This is a genomic window from Streptomyces sp. NPDC032721, assembly GCF_055579625.1.
On record NZ_JBVIMX010000013.1, the window covers coordinates 258,029 to 273,631 of the forward strand.

A 15,603-nucleotide genomic window follows, 5' to 3' on the forward strand; every position below is an offset into this window, starting at 1 on the left:
GTACCAGTACCGGGCTAGTCCTTTGTCCAGATGAAGATGTAGGCGTTTCCGCCGGACATCTTCTCCGTGGCGTCGACAACGTTGTACATCTCCGTGTGCACGCCGAAGGTCTTGGCCTTCCACAGCTGAAGCCCGTGCGCGTTGAAGTCGTCGACGGAGACCTGGGCGCTGGAGGACTGCTGGTTGTCCTGGGCCTGGCAGAGCACGATGGGCCCCGTCTGGATGCCCTTCCACCAGGTGACCCCGGACAGCTTCAGCTGGATCGAGATCTGACCGGGCGCCGCACCGCCGGGAAGGACGGTCGCCTGGACGACGTCGCCGTCCGGAAGGCGCTCTCCGTTGAGGAGCTGCTGGAAATTGATTCCCTCGGCCGCCTGCGCGGACGGCGCGTAACCGGCGATCTGTACGGCGCCGAGCATGGTCGTCATCAGAGCGACTGCCGGAATTCGCTTCACAGTTGAACGCATGGTGCCACCTTTCCTCGTGAGGATTCGGTGATCGACTTTCGATCACCGGAACCAAGAGTGTCGGTTCCGGTGCTCTCTCATCGAGGAGGCACGCAGGCGCTCGAAAGATTATTCGTCGGGACTTTGTCCCAATATGCCTTTGCTGGCTCTGGCTTCGTGGTGGGGAATCATTTTCTGTTCGGGAAATACGAAAAGAGAAGGGATGGAATTTCCGATTTCCGATTTCCGATTGCCGTCGAGCGTTACGGTTGCGGGGAGACCAGGAGTGTCATCAGCTCGGTGAGTTGGTCCCGGATCGCCTTGTCGGTGATGAGGCCGTCCTCTCCGATCGACCGGCGGTCCAGCGGAATCCTCGCGCAGGCCGCGTCCACGACGGCGGCGCCGGTGTATCCGAGCACCGACCGCAGCGTGGCCTCCGCGCCCTCGCCCCGGCCGGGGGCGGCCGAGTTGATCCAGGCTGCCGGCTTGTCGGAGATCTCGGTGCCGCCGACCGTCCAGTCCAGCAGGTTCTTGAACGAACCGGGCAGCGTACCCGCGTACTCCGGGGAGCAGATCAGGATCGCGGCCGCCTCGCTGATCGCCGCGCGCAACTCGGCGACAGGGGCGGGGAGTTGGTCCGTGTCGTCGTCGGGGTTGAAGTGCGGGAGTGTCCCCAGGCCGTCGTAGAGGACGGTGCGGGTGTGCGAGGGGGCGACTGCTTGTGCGGTGCGCAGTACGGACTCGTTGGAGGAGCCGACGCGCATGCTGCCGGAGAGCAGGAGGATCATGGGCTGCGGCTGTATGGGCTGCGGCTGCGGCTGCGGCTGTACGGGCTGTGGCTGTGGCTGTGGCTGTATGGACATTGCGCCAACCTACTCAGTCCGCCTCGGTAGCATGCGCCGCATGGGCATCAAACTTGAGAACGTAGGCGTCGCCGTTCGCGATCTCGAAGCAGCGATCTCGTTCTTCACCGACCTCGGCCTCACGGTCCTCGGCCGTGACACGGTCAGTGGTGAGTGGACCGACACCGCCGTCGGCCTCGACGGCAACCACGCCAAGATCGCCATGCTCCAGACCCCCGACGGCCAGGGGCGCCTCGAACTCTTCGAGTACATCCACCCCGAAGCGATCGAGTCGGAGCCCACCCGCCCCAACGACATCGGCATGCACCGCGTTGCCTTCTCGGTCGACGACCTCGACGCGGCCCTCGCGACCGCCGCGAAGCACGGCTGCCATCCGCTGCGCGGTGTGGCCACGTATGCGGACGTCTACAAGCTCACGTACCTCCGCGGCCCCAGCGGCATCCTCGTGATGCTCGCCGAGGAGCTCAAGAAGAGCTGAGGCGGGACTTCTGGACCGGGGCTTGTGGTCACTTCGAGCGCGGGTGTACGCGGGCGTTGGTGTGGAGGTAGCGGGCCCGGCCGTCGGTGAAGTCGTACAGCGCCACGGTCCGGGTGTCCTCCAGCGGGTCCGTCGGCGGCATCAGGAAGTGGGTCCTGCTCACCGGGAGCAAGTCGTAGGTGATGCGGGACGGCTTCCGGAGGAACTCCGCCTGGAGCGGGTCCACGTCCAGGGTCAGGTGGAGCTTCCCGTCCTCGGCGGTCACCTCGTAGCGTGTGCCCGGGCGTTCGTATACGCCTACGTACCTGGAGAGTTCGAGGTTGAGGGCCGGGTGGGGGGTGGGCAGGTCCGGGGCGGTGGGTGCGCCGAGAGTGGTCAGGATCTCGTTGAAGGTCCGGTGGTAGAAGCTCTCGCGGGGGCTGCCGTTCGTGAGGAGCACCAGGGCGGTGCGGGAGTCCGGGAGGAGGCGGAGCCGGGCGTTCTGGCCGATGGTGCTGCCGTCGCTCGCGTAGACCGTCTCGCCCTGCCAGTCGCACACGATGAGGCCGAGTGCCCAGTGCGGTCCGAACAGGTAGGGATCCGGGATCGGGACGCGTGAAGTCAGCATCTCGCGGAGGGAGTTGGCCGAGACGATGCGTTTCCCGTTCGGTGCCGTGCCGTCGTTGAGGAGGACATGGGCGAGGGTGAGGACCTCGCGGACGGTCGAGGTGATGTTGCCGCCGGGGCCGTAGTCGCGGGGGAGGTGGTCCATCGGCGTGACGATGGGGCCCTCGTCGAGGGAACGGATCAAGTGGCCGGTCGCTGCCCGGGATCCGTCCACCTGGTCGTGGCGGGTGTGAGTGCTGGTGAGGCCCATGGGGGTGAAGAGGCGGTCGCGCATGACCGTGTCCCAGGGTGCGCCGTCGTGGACCTCCAGTCCGGCTCCGCAAGATGGGCCGGTTCTTCGCCCGGCTCAGCACGCAGATGGACGGCGGCGGCGCCCTTACCGAGGACGCCGTGTACGACGCGCTCACCGTGCTCGCCGCCCTGGTGCACGCCGGTCGGCCCGTCACCGTGGGCACCCTGGCCGCCGCGCTCGGCTGGTCGCAGGACCGGGCCACCGCCGCACTGAACACCATCCGGAATCAACCCGGCATCGCCGACCCGCTCGCCCTCCAGGTGGCCACCGGCCCCGACACGTACACCCTCACCGCGAGACCGGACCGCCTCAGCCCGGCACAGCGCCGGGCCCTGACCGAGTGAGCGCGCGCGTGGTTGCGCGGGACGCTGCCCGGCCGGGCCACGCGAGTTCGTCGTACGGTGCCAGGACCACGCCATCTTCGGGTCCACCGGCGGCTCCGCCTCGTACCGAGTGGAACATTCGTTCAATACGTGGGTGGGGGTGCGCCGCGACAGTGAGCCCATGAACTCCTCCGACGAACGACTCGAAGAGCCCGATGGGCTCCGCACCGGCGACCTCCATGTGTCCCAGGACGGCCCCCGCGACGCCCCCGTACTCCTCCTCATCCACGGATCCGCATCCTCGACCCGCTCATGGGACCCGCTGGTGCCCCTCCTCACCAAGTCCCACCGCGTCATCCGGGTCGACCTGCTGGGGCACGGCGGTTCGGCCAAACCCGCCGACGGCAGCTACGCCCTCCCCGACCAGGCCCGCCGCGTCGGCACCGCACTGGACCGGCTCGGTGTCGGGCGTGCCGTGGTCGTGGGCCATTCCAGCGGGGGCGTCGTCGCCACCGCCCTCGCCGAGCAGCGGCCCGAGCTGGTGGGCGCCCTCGTCCTCATCAACACCGGACCCGGTATGCACGCCTTCATCGCACCGGCCGCCGACTCGGCCGGGCTCTCGCAGTGGCCGCCGACCGACGAGCAGCTCCGCGCGTTCGCGAGCACCGGTTTCAGCCGGGAGGGGTACGAGGTCCCGGCCGAACTGCTGGACGACGTACGGCGGATGACCCTCCACTCGCTCACCGCGACGATGCAGGCCACCCGCGACTACCTGGCGCAACAGGCGCTCCCGGACCGGCTGAAGGGCTTCTTCGGGGGGCCGCTACTGGTGATCTTCGGCGAGGCGGACCGCAGGTGGCGGTCCTCGTCCGCCGCCGAGTACCTCGCCGTTCCGGGCGCGCGGGTCGAGCTGCTGCCCGGGCTCGGACACTCGCCCCTGCTGGAGGATCCCGCGCGTACCGCCGCCGTTCTGCTGGCCGCCGTAGGCCGGTGGAACCGCTAACATCGGCGGCCCCTCCGCCGACCAAGGGAGTCCGCTGCCGTGCCGTTGCCGCGTATGGGCGTTGTCGTCGTGACCATGGGCAACCGCCCGCGCGAGCTGGAGGCGTTGCTCGTCTCGGTGGCGAAACAGGACGTGCCGGCGAAGGTGGTGCTGGTGGGCAATGCCACTCCGCTCACCGATGTGCCGGACGTCCTTCCGGCCGGTGCCCTGACCAAGATCCCCCTCGACGAGAACCTCGGGTGTCCCGGCGGGCGCAACGTCGGACTGCGGGCGCTGTGCGAGTCGGGTGAGGTGGACGTCGTCGTCGAACTGGACGACGACGGGCTGCTCATCGCCGATGACGTATTCCGCAAGGTCCGGCAACTCTTCGCAGAGGAAGAGGAGTTGGGGATCGTCGGGTTTCGGGTCGCCGACGAGCACGGGCACACGGAGCGGCGCTGGGTGCCACGGTTGCGTGCCGGTGACCCCATGAAGGGCGGGCCGGTGACGGCCTTTCTCGGCGGCGGCCACGCCTTCTCCGTACGGATGCTGGCAGAGGCCGGGCTCTGGCCTGCGGAGTTCTTCTTCGGGCACGAGGAGTCGGACCTCGCGTGGCGGTGCCTCGACGCGGGATGGGGGATCCGTTACGAGCCCGGACTCGTGCTGCAGCACCCCCGGACATCGCCGAGCCGGCACGCGGCGCACTACCGGTACACCGCACGCAACCGGGTCTGGCTCGCGAGGAGGAGGCTTCCGGCGGTGCTGGTGCCGGTCTACCTGGGGGTTTGGATCGGGATCACGGTCGTACGCATGCGGTCGGTCGCGGGGCTGCGGGCGTGGTGCGGGGGGTTCGTCGAGGGGGTCCGGAGGGACTGCGGGGAGCGGAGGCCGATGAGGTGGGGGACGGTCTGGCGGATGACGAGGCTGGGGCGGCCGCCGATCCTCTGACCGCCCCCTGACCTGGCCTCGTGTCGCTGTCTCGTGTCGCCGTCCCGTGTCGTCGTCCCGTGTCCTCGTCTCGTGTAGTCCGGACGAGGTCACATCCGCTTGAGCGCGACGTACTGGACAGCGGCGAATCCGCCGACCGCCAAGCTCTGCAACACGATCCAGCCCGCGCCGACGGTGGTCGGGGACAGCACGCCGGAGATCACGACCACCAGGCTGAGCACGACCCACACCAGGTTCGCCACGATGACCGACGTCAGTCCGGTACGGCTGATCTCCTTACGCGTCCCGAGGGCCAGCACTCCCAGCGCGTAGACGAACAGGAACGCCCCGATCGGGTACTGGAGCGACGCCTCGATACCGAAGAAGGGGTCGAGGACGGTGGCGAGCGCGAGGTAGGCGATGCCGTTGAGGCCGGTGACCAGCGCGTCCACCTGGAGCGTCAGCCTCGCGAAACGGTCGGATCCTGTCGTCGTCGTGGCCGGGACAACCCCGCCGTACTGCGTCGAAGCCATTGCCGTCTTCCTCTCGTGTCGTGCGCAAGGGACCGTGTGCAAGGGGCCGTGCGCAAGGGAGTTGACCGGGAACGGAAGCGGCTTCTCTGCGTGGGGCCGCCTACCAGTGCCGAAGGTAGGCGGGCCCAGGGAAGGGCGGCAATTACCTCCGAGGTAAGCACCAGTGGCAGGATGCCGACCTCACCCTGCCGTGTTGACCCCGCTGTTCCCCCTGGACCCTCCGGAGAGGCCACCCGTTGCCCACGCCTGCCGACTACCGCGCACTGGCGCACCACGCGACGGACGGCCTCGTTCTGCGACGTCTGGCGCAGAGCCCGTACCCCTTCGTGTGGCAGGCCCTGGCCACCAATCCGCACACTCCGCCCGAGACCCTTCGGGAACTGTGTGCGGCCCGGGACAGCGTCTGGAACGACAACAGGCTGCTTCGTCTGCTGGCAGAGCATCCCGGTGCGGACGCCGTCGTGCTCCGAGCGGTCCTCGCCGCCGTTGCGGCGAAACTGGAGGAGGGCGAACGGCCGTACGTTGCCGTACTCGCCCTCGCCGCCCGGCCCGAGCTCGATGCGGACGAGGTGAGGAGGCTCGGAACTCTTCCGGGTGCCTCTGCGCGGCTACGTCACCTGCTTGACCGGCAGCTGCGCGGGGCGGGCGAGGCGGGTGGGTCAGGGCTTGACCGGTAGTGACTTGAGGCCGCGCATGACGAAGTTCGGCCTGCGTTCCGGCTCTGCTGCCAGGTGCAGGTCAGGGGCCTGGGTCAGGAGCGCGCGCAGCGACGCGGTGAGTTCCAGGCGGGCCAGGGGAGCGCCGATGCAGTAGTGGATGCCCGCGCTGAAGGAGATGTGGGGGTTGTTGGGGCGGGACAGGTCCAGGCTCGCCGGGTCGGTGAAGACCGACGGGTCGTGGTTGGCGGCGCCGAAGAGGAGGGCGACCTCCGCGCCCCGTTCGATCTTGGTGCCGTCGATCTCGATGTCGTCGAGTACCCAGCGCTCGAAGAGCTGGAGCGGGGTGTCGTACCGCATGAGTTCCTCGACGGCCGTGGGGAGGAGGGCTTCGGGGGCGGCGCGCAGGGCGGCCAGTTGCTCCGGGTTGCGGAAGAGGGCGTACCAGCCGTTCGTGGTGGCGTTGACCGTGGCTTCGTGGCCGGCGTTCAGGAGCAGGACGCAGGTGGAGATCATTTCCTGCTCGGTGAGGCGTTCGCCGTCCTCGTGGGCGGCGATCAGGCCGGAGATCAGGTCGTCGCCGGGGGCCTCGCGGCGATGGGCGATCAACTCCCGCAGGAACGCGGAGAATTCGAGCGAGGCGCGGACGGCCCGTTCCGCGGTCTCCTGCGACGGGTTCAGCTCGTACATGCCGCAGATGTCCGCCGACCAGGGGCGCAACGGAGACCGGTCCGCCTCCGGGATGCCGAGCATCTCCGCGATCACGGCCACCGGCAGCGGCTCGGCCACGGCCTGGAGCAGGTCGCCGCCGCCGGCGGCGACGAGGTCCCCGACGAGTTCGGACGCCAACTGCTCCACGTACGGCTGGAGTTGTGCGACCGTGCGCGGGGTGAACGCCTTGGAGACCAGGCGGCGGATGCGGGTGTGGTCCGGGGGCTCAAGGTCGAGCATGCCGTGGTCGTTCAGGGTGTGGAAGGGCTCCTGCTCCGGCGGCGGTGCGGTGCGGCCGAACTCCTCGTGGCGGAAGCGGTGCTGGTACGAGCGGCCGAGCCGGCGGTCGCGCAGGAGGGCCGATACGTCGGCGTGGTGCGGTACCAGCCACTGTCCGGTCGGCTCGAACCAGTGCACCCGGCCCCGGGCGCGCAGCTCGGCGTAGGCGGGGTACGGGTCGGCGAGGAATTCTGGTGACCACGGGTCGAAAACAGCGTTCATGCAGGGACGTTAGCCGTCTTCGTGGCGTAGGAACAGGCCCGGCCCTCCTGGGCGGTTCGAGCGGGGGTTCGTATTCTGTGACGATGAGCAACTCATCGCGTTCAGCCGGTTCAGCGGGTTCTGCGGGTTCAGCAAGTTCCTATAGAGGACTTGACGATTCCGGGGTGGCCGTCGCCGCCGCGCGCGCCGGGGCCGATGTCGTACGGGCCATGTACGGACAGCAGCTCGACCGCGTGGACAAGGGGGCGGGTGACTTCGCCACCGGTGCCGACCTCGCCGCCGAGAAGGCGATTCTCGAAGTTCTCCGCGCCGCGCGGCCCGACGACTCCGTACTCGGGGAGGAGGGCGGACGGCAGGGCGCCGCGCGGGCAGACCGGGAATGGCTGGTGGATCCGCTGTGCGGGACGCTCAACTACGCGGTCGGGAACATGCTCGTGGCGGTCAACGTGGCGCTGCGCGGTGGCGCGGCGGCGGTGGCCGACCCGTTCAGCGGCGAGGTCTTCCACACCGATGGTGTGGGTGCCTGGGTACGGGACGGCGGTGTCGATGCCAAGTTGGTGCCCACCGGCGACACCCGGCTGGTCGATGTGAACCTGGACCCGCCGTTTCCCGGTGCACCCGGCTTCAGGGCCGTGAACCTGCTGGCGGAGGAGGAGTTCGTGGCGAACTTCCGGCCGCGGGTCGTGTCCACGACGCTGGCGCTGGCCTGGGTCGCAGCCGGGAAGCGTGCGGCGTACGTCACCGATGGCGGTGACCTCTCCGGGAGCGTCCACTTCGCGGCGGGCATCGCGCTCTGCCAGGCGGCGGGGTGCGTGGTCACCGGGGTCGACGGCGTTCCGGTCGGGGGCGAAGGTGCGGGCGGGGGTGGGCGCGGGCTTGTGGTCGCTGGTGACCTGGAGACGCACCGGCAGTTGATGTCGATGATTCGTCGGGACGGCTGAGCGCGGCGAGGGGCGGCGCGGCACGGTCCGGGGCCCGGGGTCCGAGGCGGCTCCGGACCGACCTGTCTGCCTGTCTGCCTGACTACCTACCTCTACCAACTGCGCTGCACGGTGGCCTTGTTGCCCGTGACCAGGGTCGCCGCAGGCACGTCGTCGGCCACGACCGCGCCTGCGGCGATCACGGCGTCACGGCCGATGCTCACACCGGGCAGGATCGTGGCACCGGCGCCGATCCACACGTTCTCCGCCACGTCGATCGGCGCGCCGGTGAGGTAGAGGCGGCGCTCCTCGGGGTCGACCGGGTGGCCGCCGGTGATGAACGTGACCTTCGGGCCGACCATGACGCGAGGGGCGAGCCGGATGCCCGCGTAGTCCAGGAACGTGCAGTTCTGGTTGATGAACACCCGTTCGCCCAGGTCGAGATGGAGCCCGTGGTCCGTGTAGAAGGGCGGGTAGATCGTGACTTTCGGCGGCAGCGGCTTGCCGAGGATCTGCTCGAACAGCTTCGCCTTGCCTGCTTCGTCCTCGAAGGGAAGGACGTTCAGACGGGAGGTCAACTCGGTGACCCGCAGCACCCGTTCGGCCATGGCCTGGAACTCGGGGCTGTGGATGCGCATGAGGCGGTCGCTGGACATGCCGCGGTCCTTTCGGGGGGCGGGGGGCGCTGATTCGTGCGGCGATCGTCGCATGTGGCGGGGTGGTGTCGGTCAGGGTGTTCCCAGGGCTGGGAGCGGGAGGCGCGGGGTCTCCGGATTGGTGCGGAGTCCGTCCAGGACGATCGCGAGGTAGCGCCGCCAGGAATCGGACGGCGGTTCGCCGGGGAGCGGCATGACCGCGTCGAGCATCGCGGCGATCGGTGCGATGTCGGCCTCGGTCACGCCGTCGCGCAGTGCGCCCTGGCGAAGGCGTCCTTCGCGCTCTTCGCCACCTCCGTGCCGAAGGCCGTCCTCCCGATGGTGAAGCTCCTCGACGCCCCACCGGCCGCGCCCTTCGCTGCGTTTCGCGGGAATCGCCAACTCCCGCTCAAGGGTGCGGCGTTCGACCTGGAGGCGGCGTTGAGGCTGGACCGGATCACGCGGGAGCTCATCGACGCGCGGGAGGAGATGGGGTGTTGGGGGGTCAGGCCCGCAAGTGCCGTGCGAAGAAGGAACGTACGAGATGGCGTACGGCAGGCACGGTCGTACGGGGATCTGACAAGCCGACCATGGAGGCGCGCTGGTCGGCGGTCATCAGGCCGGCCCGTTGGAGCTGCGGGACCAGGGCCGCGTAGTCGGTGAAGGACCAGTGGTGGGTGCGGTCGAGCTGGCGGCGGGTGACCGGGCCGCCGTGGGACTGGAGTGCACCCCAGGTGCGGTCCAGACGGGCGTCGCGGAAGCCGTCGGTGCCGGCGAGGAGGAGGGGGCGGTCCGTCTTCCGGCGGGCGACGGGCAGGAGTTCGCCGTCCATCAGGTCGAGGTACCCCTCCAGGTTGACGGCGGCGGCGATCCGGCGGTCCTCGTGGAGCGCTTGGGCGGCAGCGGCGCCGCCTGCGGAGTGTCCGTACACGCCGACCCGTTCGAGGCCGAGCGCGTCGATGACGAAGCGGAGGTCGGCGACCCGGGTGTCGAGGAGGGTGCGGTAGGTGGCGGCGTCAGGCGGCCCCATCAGGAGGGTGGGCCTGAGCCGTTCGCGCCCGGGGCGTACGTCCGGGAACTCGACCTCGCTCGCGTCGCCGGGGTGGTCGACGGTGACGACGGTCCAGCCGTACGAGGCGAGGTCGATGGCGAGAGAGCTGCCCAGGGTACGGGGGTCGCCGCCGCCGGGGCTGTAGAGCAGTACGGGGCGGTGGGGGCCGGGGAGGGGCGGGGCGCCGGTCCTGGCGTGGGTGAGGGTGGCCGACCAGTCGACGCCGGACTTGGGGAGAGGGCGGAACCACGGTGCGATCTCGCCGAAGTGGGCGGCGGCCATGGGGGTCATGTGGGGGGTACGAGGGAAGTGGGGATCGGGAGCGGGGAGGCGCCGGGCCGGGCGGTGGACGGTCACCATGAGCTCTCGTACGCCTATGGCGGGAACCCAGGGGTCGTTGCGGGTGGTGTCTATCAGGTGGCGCACGGAAGTGGTCACGGGGTGGGGGCCGTTGGGCGGCGGGAGTCGGAGGGACGGAGCGGGCGCGGGAGGGAGTGAGTGGGCGGGGGAGGGAGCGGTACCGAGGAAGAGGGCCCAGGTGGTGGCGAGGGCGGCCTTGGCGAGGGTGCGGCGGGTGGGAGTTGAGGGGGAGTTCATGGGGGAATCGTGGCGCGGGGCCGGGTGGGGGAGCGAGGGTTATGGCCTGGCCCGAAAGGCTGGCGCGGGGGTGGGTGCGTGGGTGGGGCTGAGGTGGGCCCGGGGGCGCCGCCGCCCAAGGGCTGGGGCGTGCCATTCGGATCAGGTCGGCTGGGGGCGTCTTGTTCTCTCGGGGGCGGTCGAGCGAGGCTGGACGCGAGTGTCCGGCCCTCGCGATCCAGGCCTCCTCCGAAGACACGCCTCGGGGTTGAACGGCTGGTCTCCGACGGAGGAGGGGGCGAGGCGTTGCCCCAGCAACAGGTCATGAGCGAGGGGGCCGACGAGCGAGGCCGTGGCACGGGCCGACACGGCACGGCACGCCAATCGGACAGTGCCGATCCGGGCTTTGCCGGTCCCGGGGTTGGGCCTCGCCCCGGCTTTGCCGGTCCCGGGGTTGGCCCTCACCCCGGCTTCGCCGGTCCGGGCTTCGCCCTCACCCCGGCTTCGCCATCTCCTCGGCAGGGGTGCTCCGGCGTCGCAGCCACCCCGGCCTGGGGACCACCCCCGGCAGGGCCACCAATACAGCCGAGCCACGACCCCGCTTCGGCCTCGCCCCCACCGGCCGACCCACCACCCGCTCCGCCCCGTCCCCCAGGGCACCATTGCCAGAGAGAGCAGCGACCCGCCAGCCACCGCCACAACCCGACCCCACTCACTCACCCACCCACCCACCCGCGAGGTGTACGTGATCCGGATCCACTTCACGGCCGACGACTTCGCCCGCGTGCGGTTTGTTGGGCGGCCCTCGGCCGTGGGCGAGATGCATGCGGCGTTCATGATGTTGGGTGCGCCGGACGAACAGTTGCTCTTCGGGCGTTGGAGGCACGGGCTGCTCCGCGCCCTGCCCCGTGCCGCCGCGCCACTCGCCGAGCTCGTGCCGGACGGTGTGCCGCCCGCCTTCCTCGACGTTCTCGGTGGCACGCCGGCCGAAGGGTTCGGGCTGATCAGGGCGCACCGGCCCGAGTTCGTACGCTCCGAGCTCCGGCGGCTCTACGCGGGGCGGCCGGCCACCCCGTGGATACGCGCCCTGCACGATGGGGACGCCGACGCCTGGCGCACCTTCGGCCGGGCGCACCGGGCGGCGTACGAGACCGTACTCTCGCCCGTATGGAATCTGGTGCAGGACCTGCACCGGGCGGAGTTCACCCGGTACGCCCTGGCCCTCGCCGAGCACGGCCTCGGCCGCGCACTGACCGCCCTGGTCCCGAACTCGCGTCTGCGCGAAGGTGTTTGGGAGTGTCCGCAGGGGTCCGCTGCCGAGGTCCGCGACGTACGGCTCGGCGGGCGCGGTCTGCTCCTGCTGCCGACCTTCCACTGGCGCGGCGGCCCGCTCATTCAGGACCTCCCCGGCCTCGACCGCCCCGTGTCCCTCGCCTACCCCGCAGGGCCGGGGCTGCCGCTCGTTCCCGAGGGCGGGGAAGCGGCACCGGAGGAACCCCTCGCGGGCGTGCTGGGCCGTACCCGGCTCGCGCTGCTGCGTTCCCTCGGCGAAGGCCGTACCACGACCACCGGGCTTGCCCGCCGTATCGGCGTCAGCAACGCCACGGCCTCCGCCCACGCCGCCGCCCTGCGCGCCGCCGGACTCGTCGCCACCGCCCGTACCGGCCGCTCGGTCCAGCACACCCGGACCCCGCTGGCCGACCTCCTCCTGACCGGCGACGCGTACGCCGACGAGGCCGACGGCCGTTGAGCTCGACGTCCGAATCCCGCCGGTACGCCCGTCTCGCGCGCGCCACGCTGGTGGCATGACCACCACGGCGAACACCACGACACACATCACGACACACACCCCGCTCCCCATCGCCCCTCCCGCGCTCGACGAGCTCCGCAGGACCGACGACGCCGGGCGCCGGACCACTCCCTTCACCGCCCGCGCCGACGGCGTGCCGGTCGCCTGCGTCGGCAGCCCGCTGCGCTGCTGCCTGCGCGGCATCGAGGAGGGCGAACGGGTGGCTCTCGTCTCCTACGCCCCGCTGCGCCGCTGGGCCGCCGGCACCGGGGCCGAGCCGGGCGCGTACGACGAGGTCGGGCCGGTCTTCATCCACGCCGACGCGTGCGCAGGCCCGGGTGACGGGATCGCGGACTACCCCTTCGCGCGCCCCGGAGCCCTCCGCACCCTCCGCCGCTACGACGCCTCGGGCCACATCGTCGGTGGCCGCCTCCTCGAAGTCCCCGAGAGTGCGGCGGCGGCCCATTTCGACCGCGCCCTCGACGAGGCCTTCGCCGAGCCGGAGGTGGTGCTGGTGCACGTACGGGCGGTGGAGTACGGCTGCTTCCAGTTCGAGGTACGGAAGTAACCACGGAGGTACCGGGGGGGCGGGGCGTCGTGCCGGACGGGTGAGCCGTGTCTCACCCGTCCGGCACGTCTTGTCTATGCAACGAGTTGCATAGCAAGATCGCATCGTGGCACTCGAACACGCGATCCTCGTCTCGCTGCTGGAGCAGCCGGGCTCCGGCTATGAGCTGGCCCGGCGCTTCGAGCGGTCCATCGGCTACTTCTGGACCGCCACCCACCAGCAGATCTACCGCGTACTCAAGCGGATGGAGGGCGACGGACTGCTCGACGTACGGGACGTGGCGCAGCAGGGCCGGCCCGACAAACGGGAGTACTCCGTCGCCGCCCCCGGCCGCACCGTGCTCACCGAATGGCTGCACCGGCCGAGCGAGCCCGAGAGCCTGCGGCACGACCTCGCCGTGAAGATCCGGGGAGCCGCCTTCGACGACCCCGCCGCTCTGCTCCGCGAGGTCGAGCGCCACCACAGGGCGCACCAGGACCGCCTCGCGCACTACCTCGCCGGGCAGGCCCGTGACTTCACCGGGCCCGACGCCCCCGCGTCGCCCGACGCCGGGCAGGAGCTCCAGCACGTGGTGCTGCGCGGCGGGATCGCGTACGAGCGGATGACCATCGCCTGGCTCGACGACGTACTGGAGACCGTACGACGACTGGCCGCGCCGCCCCCTCCGTCCCCCTGACAGGGACCGGACGCACCTCGCCACCTCTCTCACCCACACCCTCACCCCCGGAAGGCGAACCCCCATGGCCGACTCGCTCCTCTTCAACCCGCGCACCTACGACCCCCAGGGCTTCGACGCGGAGACCCACCGCCTGCTGCGGGCCACCGTCGACTGGTTCGAGGCGCGCGGCAAGCGGCAGATCATCGAGGACTACCGCACCCGCGCCTGGCTGGGGGACTTCCTCGCCTTCTCCGCCAAGGAGGGCCTGTTCGCGACCTTCCTGACGCCCGCCTCCGCCGCCGGTGACCACACCGACAAGCGCTGGGACACCGCCCGCATCGCCGCCCTCAACGAGATCTTCGGCTTCTACGGGCTCGACTACTGGTACGCCTGGCAGGTCACCATCCTCGGCCTCGGCCCGGTCTGGCAGAGCGACAACGCCGAGGCGCGCGCCCGCGCGGCCGAACTCCTCGACCAGGGCGAGGTGTTCGCCTTCGGCCTCTCCGAGAAGTCGCACGGCGCCGACATCTACAACACGGACATGCTGCTCACCCCGAACGGCGACGGCAGCTTCCTGGCCACCGGCTCCAAGTACTACATCGGCAACGGCAACGCCGCCGGCTTGGTCTCCGTCTTCGGCCGCCGCACCGACATCGAGGGCCCGGACGGCTACGTATTCTTCGCCGCCGACAGCCGCCACGACGCGTACCACCTGGTCAAGAACGTCGTCGACTCCTCGAAGTACGTGAGCGAGTTCCGCCTGGAGGACTACCCGGTCACCCCCGCCGACGTCCTGCACACCGGCCGCGCCGCCTTCGACGCCGCGCTGAACACCGTCAACGTCGGCAAGTTCAACCTCTGCACCGCCTCCATCGGCATCTGCGAGCACGCGATGTACGAGGCCGTCACGCACGCCACGAACCGCATCCTCTACGGCCGCCCGGTCACCGCGTTCCCGCACGTGCGCCGCGAGTTGACCGACGCGTACGTCCGCCTCGTCGGCATGAAGCTCTTCAGCGACCGCGCCGTCGACTACTTCCGCACGGCAGGGCCCGAGGACCGCCGCTACCTCCTCTTCAACCCGATGACGAAGATGAAGGTGACCACCGAGGGCGAGAAGGTCATCGACCTGATGTGGGACGTCATCGCCGCCAAGGGCTTCGAGAAGGACAACTACTTCGCCCAGGCGGCCGTCGAGATCCGCGGTCTGCCCAAGCTGGAGGGCACGGTCCACGTCAACCTGGCCCTGATCCTCAAGTTCATGGGCAACCACCTGCTCGCCCCGGCCGATTACGAGCCCGTCCCGACCCGCCTCGACGCGGCCGACGACGACTTCCTCTTCCGCCAGGGCCCGGCGCGCGGCCTCGGCGACATCCGCTTCCACGACTGGCGCCCGGCCTTCGACGCGTACGCGGCGCTCCCCAACGTCGCCCTCCTGCGCGAACAGGCCGACGCCCTCTGCGAGTTCGTCACGACGGCCGCGCCCGACAAGGAGCAGAGCAAGGACCTCGACCTCCTCCTCGCGGTGGGCCAGCTCTTCGCCCTCGTCGTGCACGGCCAGCTCATCCTGGAGCAGGCCCGCCTCACCGGCCTCGACGAGGACGTCCTGGACGAGCTGTTCGCCGTTCTCGTACGGGACTTCTCGGCGCACGCCGTCGAACTGCACGGCAAGGACTCCGCCACCGAGCAGCAGCAGAACTGGGCGCTGGGCGCCGTCCGCCGCCCGGCGGTGGACGAGGGCCGCTCGGCGCGGGTGTGGGAGCGGGTCGAGGCGCTCTCGGGGACGTACGAGATGGCGCCGTAGGGCCACCGGCCGTCGGTAGGGGCGGCTGTCGGGCAGAATCGCGGCATGGTGATCGAGGAGCACATAGAGGCGTACGTGCCCGAGTACGCGGACTGCCCGCTGGTGGCGGGTGAACCGCTGATCACCAGGCCGGGGTTCTGGTCGAACTACCTGCTGCCGGTCTGCGGGGTGGAGGGGGGGGGGGGGGGGGACGGAACCCCCCCCCCCCCATCCGGTCAGGCGGACCAACCCAACCCCCACCCACCCACCGCCCCCTCCCCCACACCCCCCGCCCCTTTCTCTGT

At 70.5% G+C, this 15,603-nt stretch carries 19 protein-coding genes; 10 read left to right on the top strand and 9 right to left on the bottom strand.

The features are described from left to right. Positions 1-14 precede the first annotated feature (14 nt). The gene (locus ACZ5PB_RS27280) at positions 15-467 is read right to left on the bottom strand and encodes a hypothetical protein (RefSeq protein ID WP_468694501.1); all 453 of its coding nucleotides are present in this window, start codon (positions 465-467) and stop codon (positions 15-17) included. Positions 468-709: 242 nt separating this feature from the next. After that, positions 710-1,309: an NADPH-dependent FMN reductase gene (locus tag ACZ5PB_RS27285; RefSeq protein WP_468694503.1), complete on the bottom strand. Its 600-nt coding sequence runs from the start codon at positions 1,307-1,309 to the stop codon at positions 710-712. Positions 1,310-1,349: 40 nt separating this feature from the next. Between ACZ5PB_RS27285 and ACZ5PB_RS27290 the strand changes: the two genes are divergently transcribed. Further along, positions 1,350-1,787 carry a VOC family protein gene (locus ACZ5PB_RS27290; RefSeq protein WP_468694505.1) on the top strand — a complete coding sequence of 146 codons (438 nt, stop codon included), beginning with the start codon at positions 1,350-1,352 and terminating at the stop codon, positions 1,785-1,787. 28 nt (positions 1,788-1,815) lie between these two features. Here the strand turns inward: ACZ5PB_RS27290 and ACZ5PB_RS27295 are convergent, their stop codons facing one another. Further along, positions 1,816-2,667, bottom strand: a complete 852-nt coding sequence (locus ACZ5PB_RS27295; protein ID WP_468694507.1) for a serine hydrolase — start codon at positions 2,665-2,667, stop codon at positions 1,816-1,818. A 50-nt stretch (positions 2,668-2,717) separates the two neighbouring features. On the opposite strand from ACZ5PB_RS27295, the gene ACZ5PB_RS27300 reads away from it, so the two are divergent. From ACZ5PB_RS27300 to ACZ5PB_RS27310, 3 genes are all read left to right on the top strand, one after another. Beyond that, positions 2,718-3,029: a hypothetical protein gene (locus ACZ5PB_RS27300; protein ID WP_468694509.1), complete on the top strand. Its 312-nt coding sequence runs from the start codon at positions 2,718-2,720 to the stop codon at positions 3,027-3,029. Between the two features lie 160 nt (positions 3,030-3,189). Next, positions 3,190-4,011, top strand: coding sequence for an alpha/beta fold hydrolase (locus ACZ5PB_RS27305; RefSeq protein WP_468694511.1), 822 nt, complete (start codon positions 3,190-3,192; stop codon positions 4,009-4,011). Positions 4,012-4,050: 39 nt separating this feature from the next. Next, positions 4,051-4,938, top strand: a complete 888-nt coding sequence (locus ACZ5PB_RS27310) for a glycosyltransferase family 2 protein (RefSeq protein ID WP_468694513.1) — start codon at positions 4,051-4,053, stop codon at positions 4,936-4,938. Between the two features lie 89 nt (positions 4,939-5,027). Here the strand turns inward: ACZ5PB_RS27310 and ACZ5PB_RS27315 are convergent, their stop codons facing one another. Then, on the bottom strand, positions 5,028-5,450 hold the full coding sequence (locus tag ACZ5PB_RS27315; RefSeq protein WP_468694515.1) for a hypothetical protein: 423 nt from the start codon (positions 5,448-5,450) through the stop codon (positions 5,028-5,030). A 236-nt stretch (positions 5,451-5,686) separates the two neighbouring features. Between ACZ5PB_RS27315 and ACZ5PB_RS27320 the strand changes: the two genes are divergently transcribed. Continuing rightward, on the top strand, positions 5,687-6,127 hold the full coding sequence (locus ACZ5PB_RS27320) for a hypothetical protein (protein WP_468694516.1): 441 nt from the start codon (positions 5,687-5,689) through the stop codon (positions 6,125-6,127). On the opposite strand, the gene ACZ5PB_RS27325 is transcribed toward ACZ5PB_RS27320, so the two are convergent. Next, on the bottom strand, positions 6,110-7,318 hold the full coding sequence (locus ACZ5PB_RS27325) for a cytochrome P450 (protein ID WP_468694517.1): 1,209 nt from the start codon (positions 7,316-7,318) through the stop codon (positions 6,110-6,112). The genes ACZ5PB_RS27320 and ACZ5PB_RS27325 overlap by 18 nt on opposite strands. Before the next feature lie 83 nt (positions 7,319-7,401). On the opposite strand from ACZ5PB_RS27325, the gene ACZ5PB_RS27330 reads away from it, so the two are divergent. After that, complete coding sequence (locus ACZ5PB_RS27330) at positions 7,402-8,259, top strand: inositol monophosphatase family protein (RefSeq protein ID WP_468694519.1); 858 nt, start codon at positions 7,402-7,404, stop codon at positions 8,257-8,259. A 92-nt stretch (positions 8,260-8,351) separates the two neighbouring features. Here the strand turns inward: ACZ5PB_RS27330 and ACZ5PB_RS27335 are convergent, their stop codons facing one another. From ACZ5PB_RS27335 to ACZ5PB_RS27350, 4 genes are all read right to left on the bottom strand, one after another. Continuing rightward, the gene (locus ACZ5PB_RS27335) at positions 8,352-8,894 is read right to left on the bottom strand and encodes a DapH/DapD/GlmU-related protein (protein ID WP_468694520.1); all 543 of its coding nucleotides are present in this window, start codon (positions 8,892-8,894) and stop codon (positions 8,352-8,354) included. 72 nt (positions 8,895-8,966) lie between these two features. Beyond that, positions 8,967-9,137, bottom strand: a complete 171-nt coding sequence (locus ACZ5PB_RS27340; protein WP_468694521.1) for a hypothetical protein — start codon at positions 9,135-9,137, stop codon at positions 8,967-8,969. Beyond that, on the bottom strand, positions 9,134-9,334 hold the full coding sequence (locus tag ACZ5PB_RS27345; RefSeq protein WP_468694523.1) for a hypothetical protein: 201 nt from the start codon (positions 9,332-9,334) through the stop codon (positions 9,134-9,136). Before ACZ5PB_RS27345 ends, ACZ5PB_RS27340 begins: the two co-directional genes overlap by 4 nt. Before the next feature lie 44 nt (positions 9,335-9,378). Further along, positions 9,379-10,521 (bottom strand): alpha/beta fold hydrolase, encoded by a 1,143-nt coding sequence (locus tag ACZ5PB_RS27350; protein ID WP_468694525.1) that lies wholly within the window; start codon positions 10,519-10,521, stop codon positions 9,379-9,381. Between the two features lie 724 nt (positions 10,522-11,245). Here ACZ5PB_RS27350 and ACZ5PB_RS27355 point away from each other — a divergent pair. The 4 genes from ACZ5PB_RS27355 (at position 11,246) to ACZ5PB_RS27370 (ending at position 15,319) form a co-directional block, all read left to right on the top strand. Beyond that, positions 11,246-12,250, top strand: a complete 1,005-nt coding sequence (locus ACZ5PB_RS27355) for an ArsR family transcriptional regulator (protein ID WP_468694527.1) — start codon at positions 11,246-11,248, stop codon at positions 12,248-12,250. A gap of 85 nt (positions 12,251-12,335) precedes the next feature. After that, positions 12,336-12,857: a DUF1203 domain-containing protein gene (locus ACZ5PB_RS27360; protein ID WP_468694583.1), complete on the top strand. Its 522-nt coding sequence runs from the start codon at positions 12,336-12,338 to the stop codon at positions 12,855-12,857. A gap of 106 nt (positions 12,858-12,963) precedes the next feature. After that, positions 12,964-13,533, top strand: a complete 570-nt coding sequence (locus tag ACZ5PB_RS27365) for a PadR family transcriptional regulator (RefSeq protein WP_468694529.1) — start codon at positions 12,964-12,966, stop codon at positions 13,531-13,533. Positions 13,534-13,597: 64 nt separating this feature from the next. Beyond that, positions 13,598-15,319: an acyl-CoA dehydrogenase family protein gene (locus ACZ5PB_RS27370; protein WP_468694530.1), complete on the top strand. Its 1,722-nt coding sequence runs from the start codon at positions 13,598-13,600 to the stop codon at positions 15,317-15,319. The last annotated feature ends 284 nt before the right edge of the window (positions 15,320-15,603 follow it).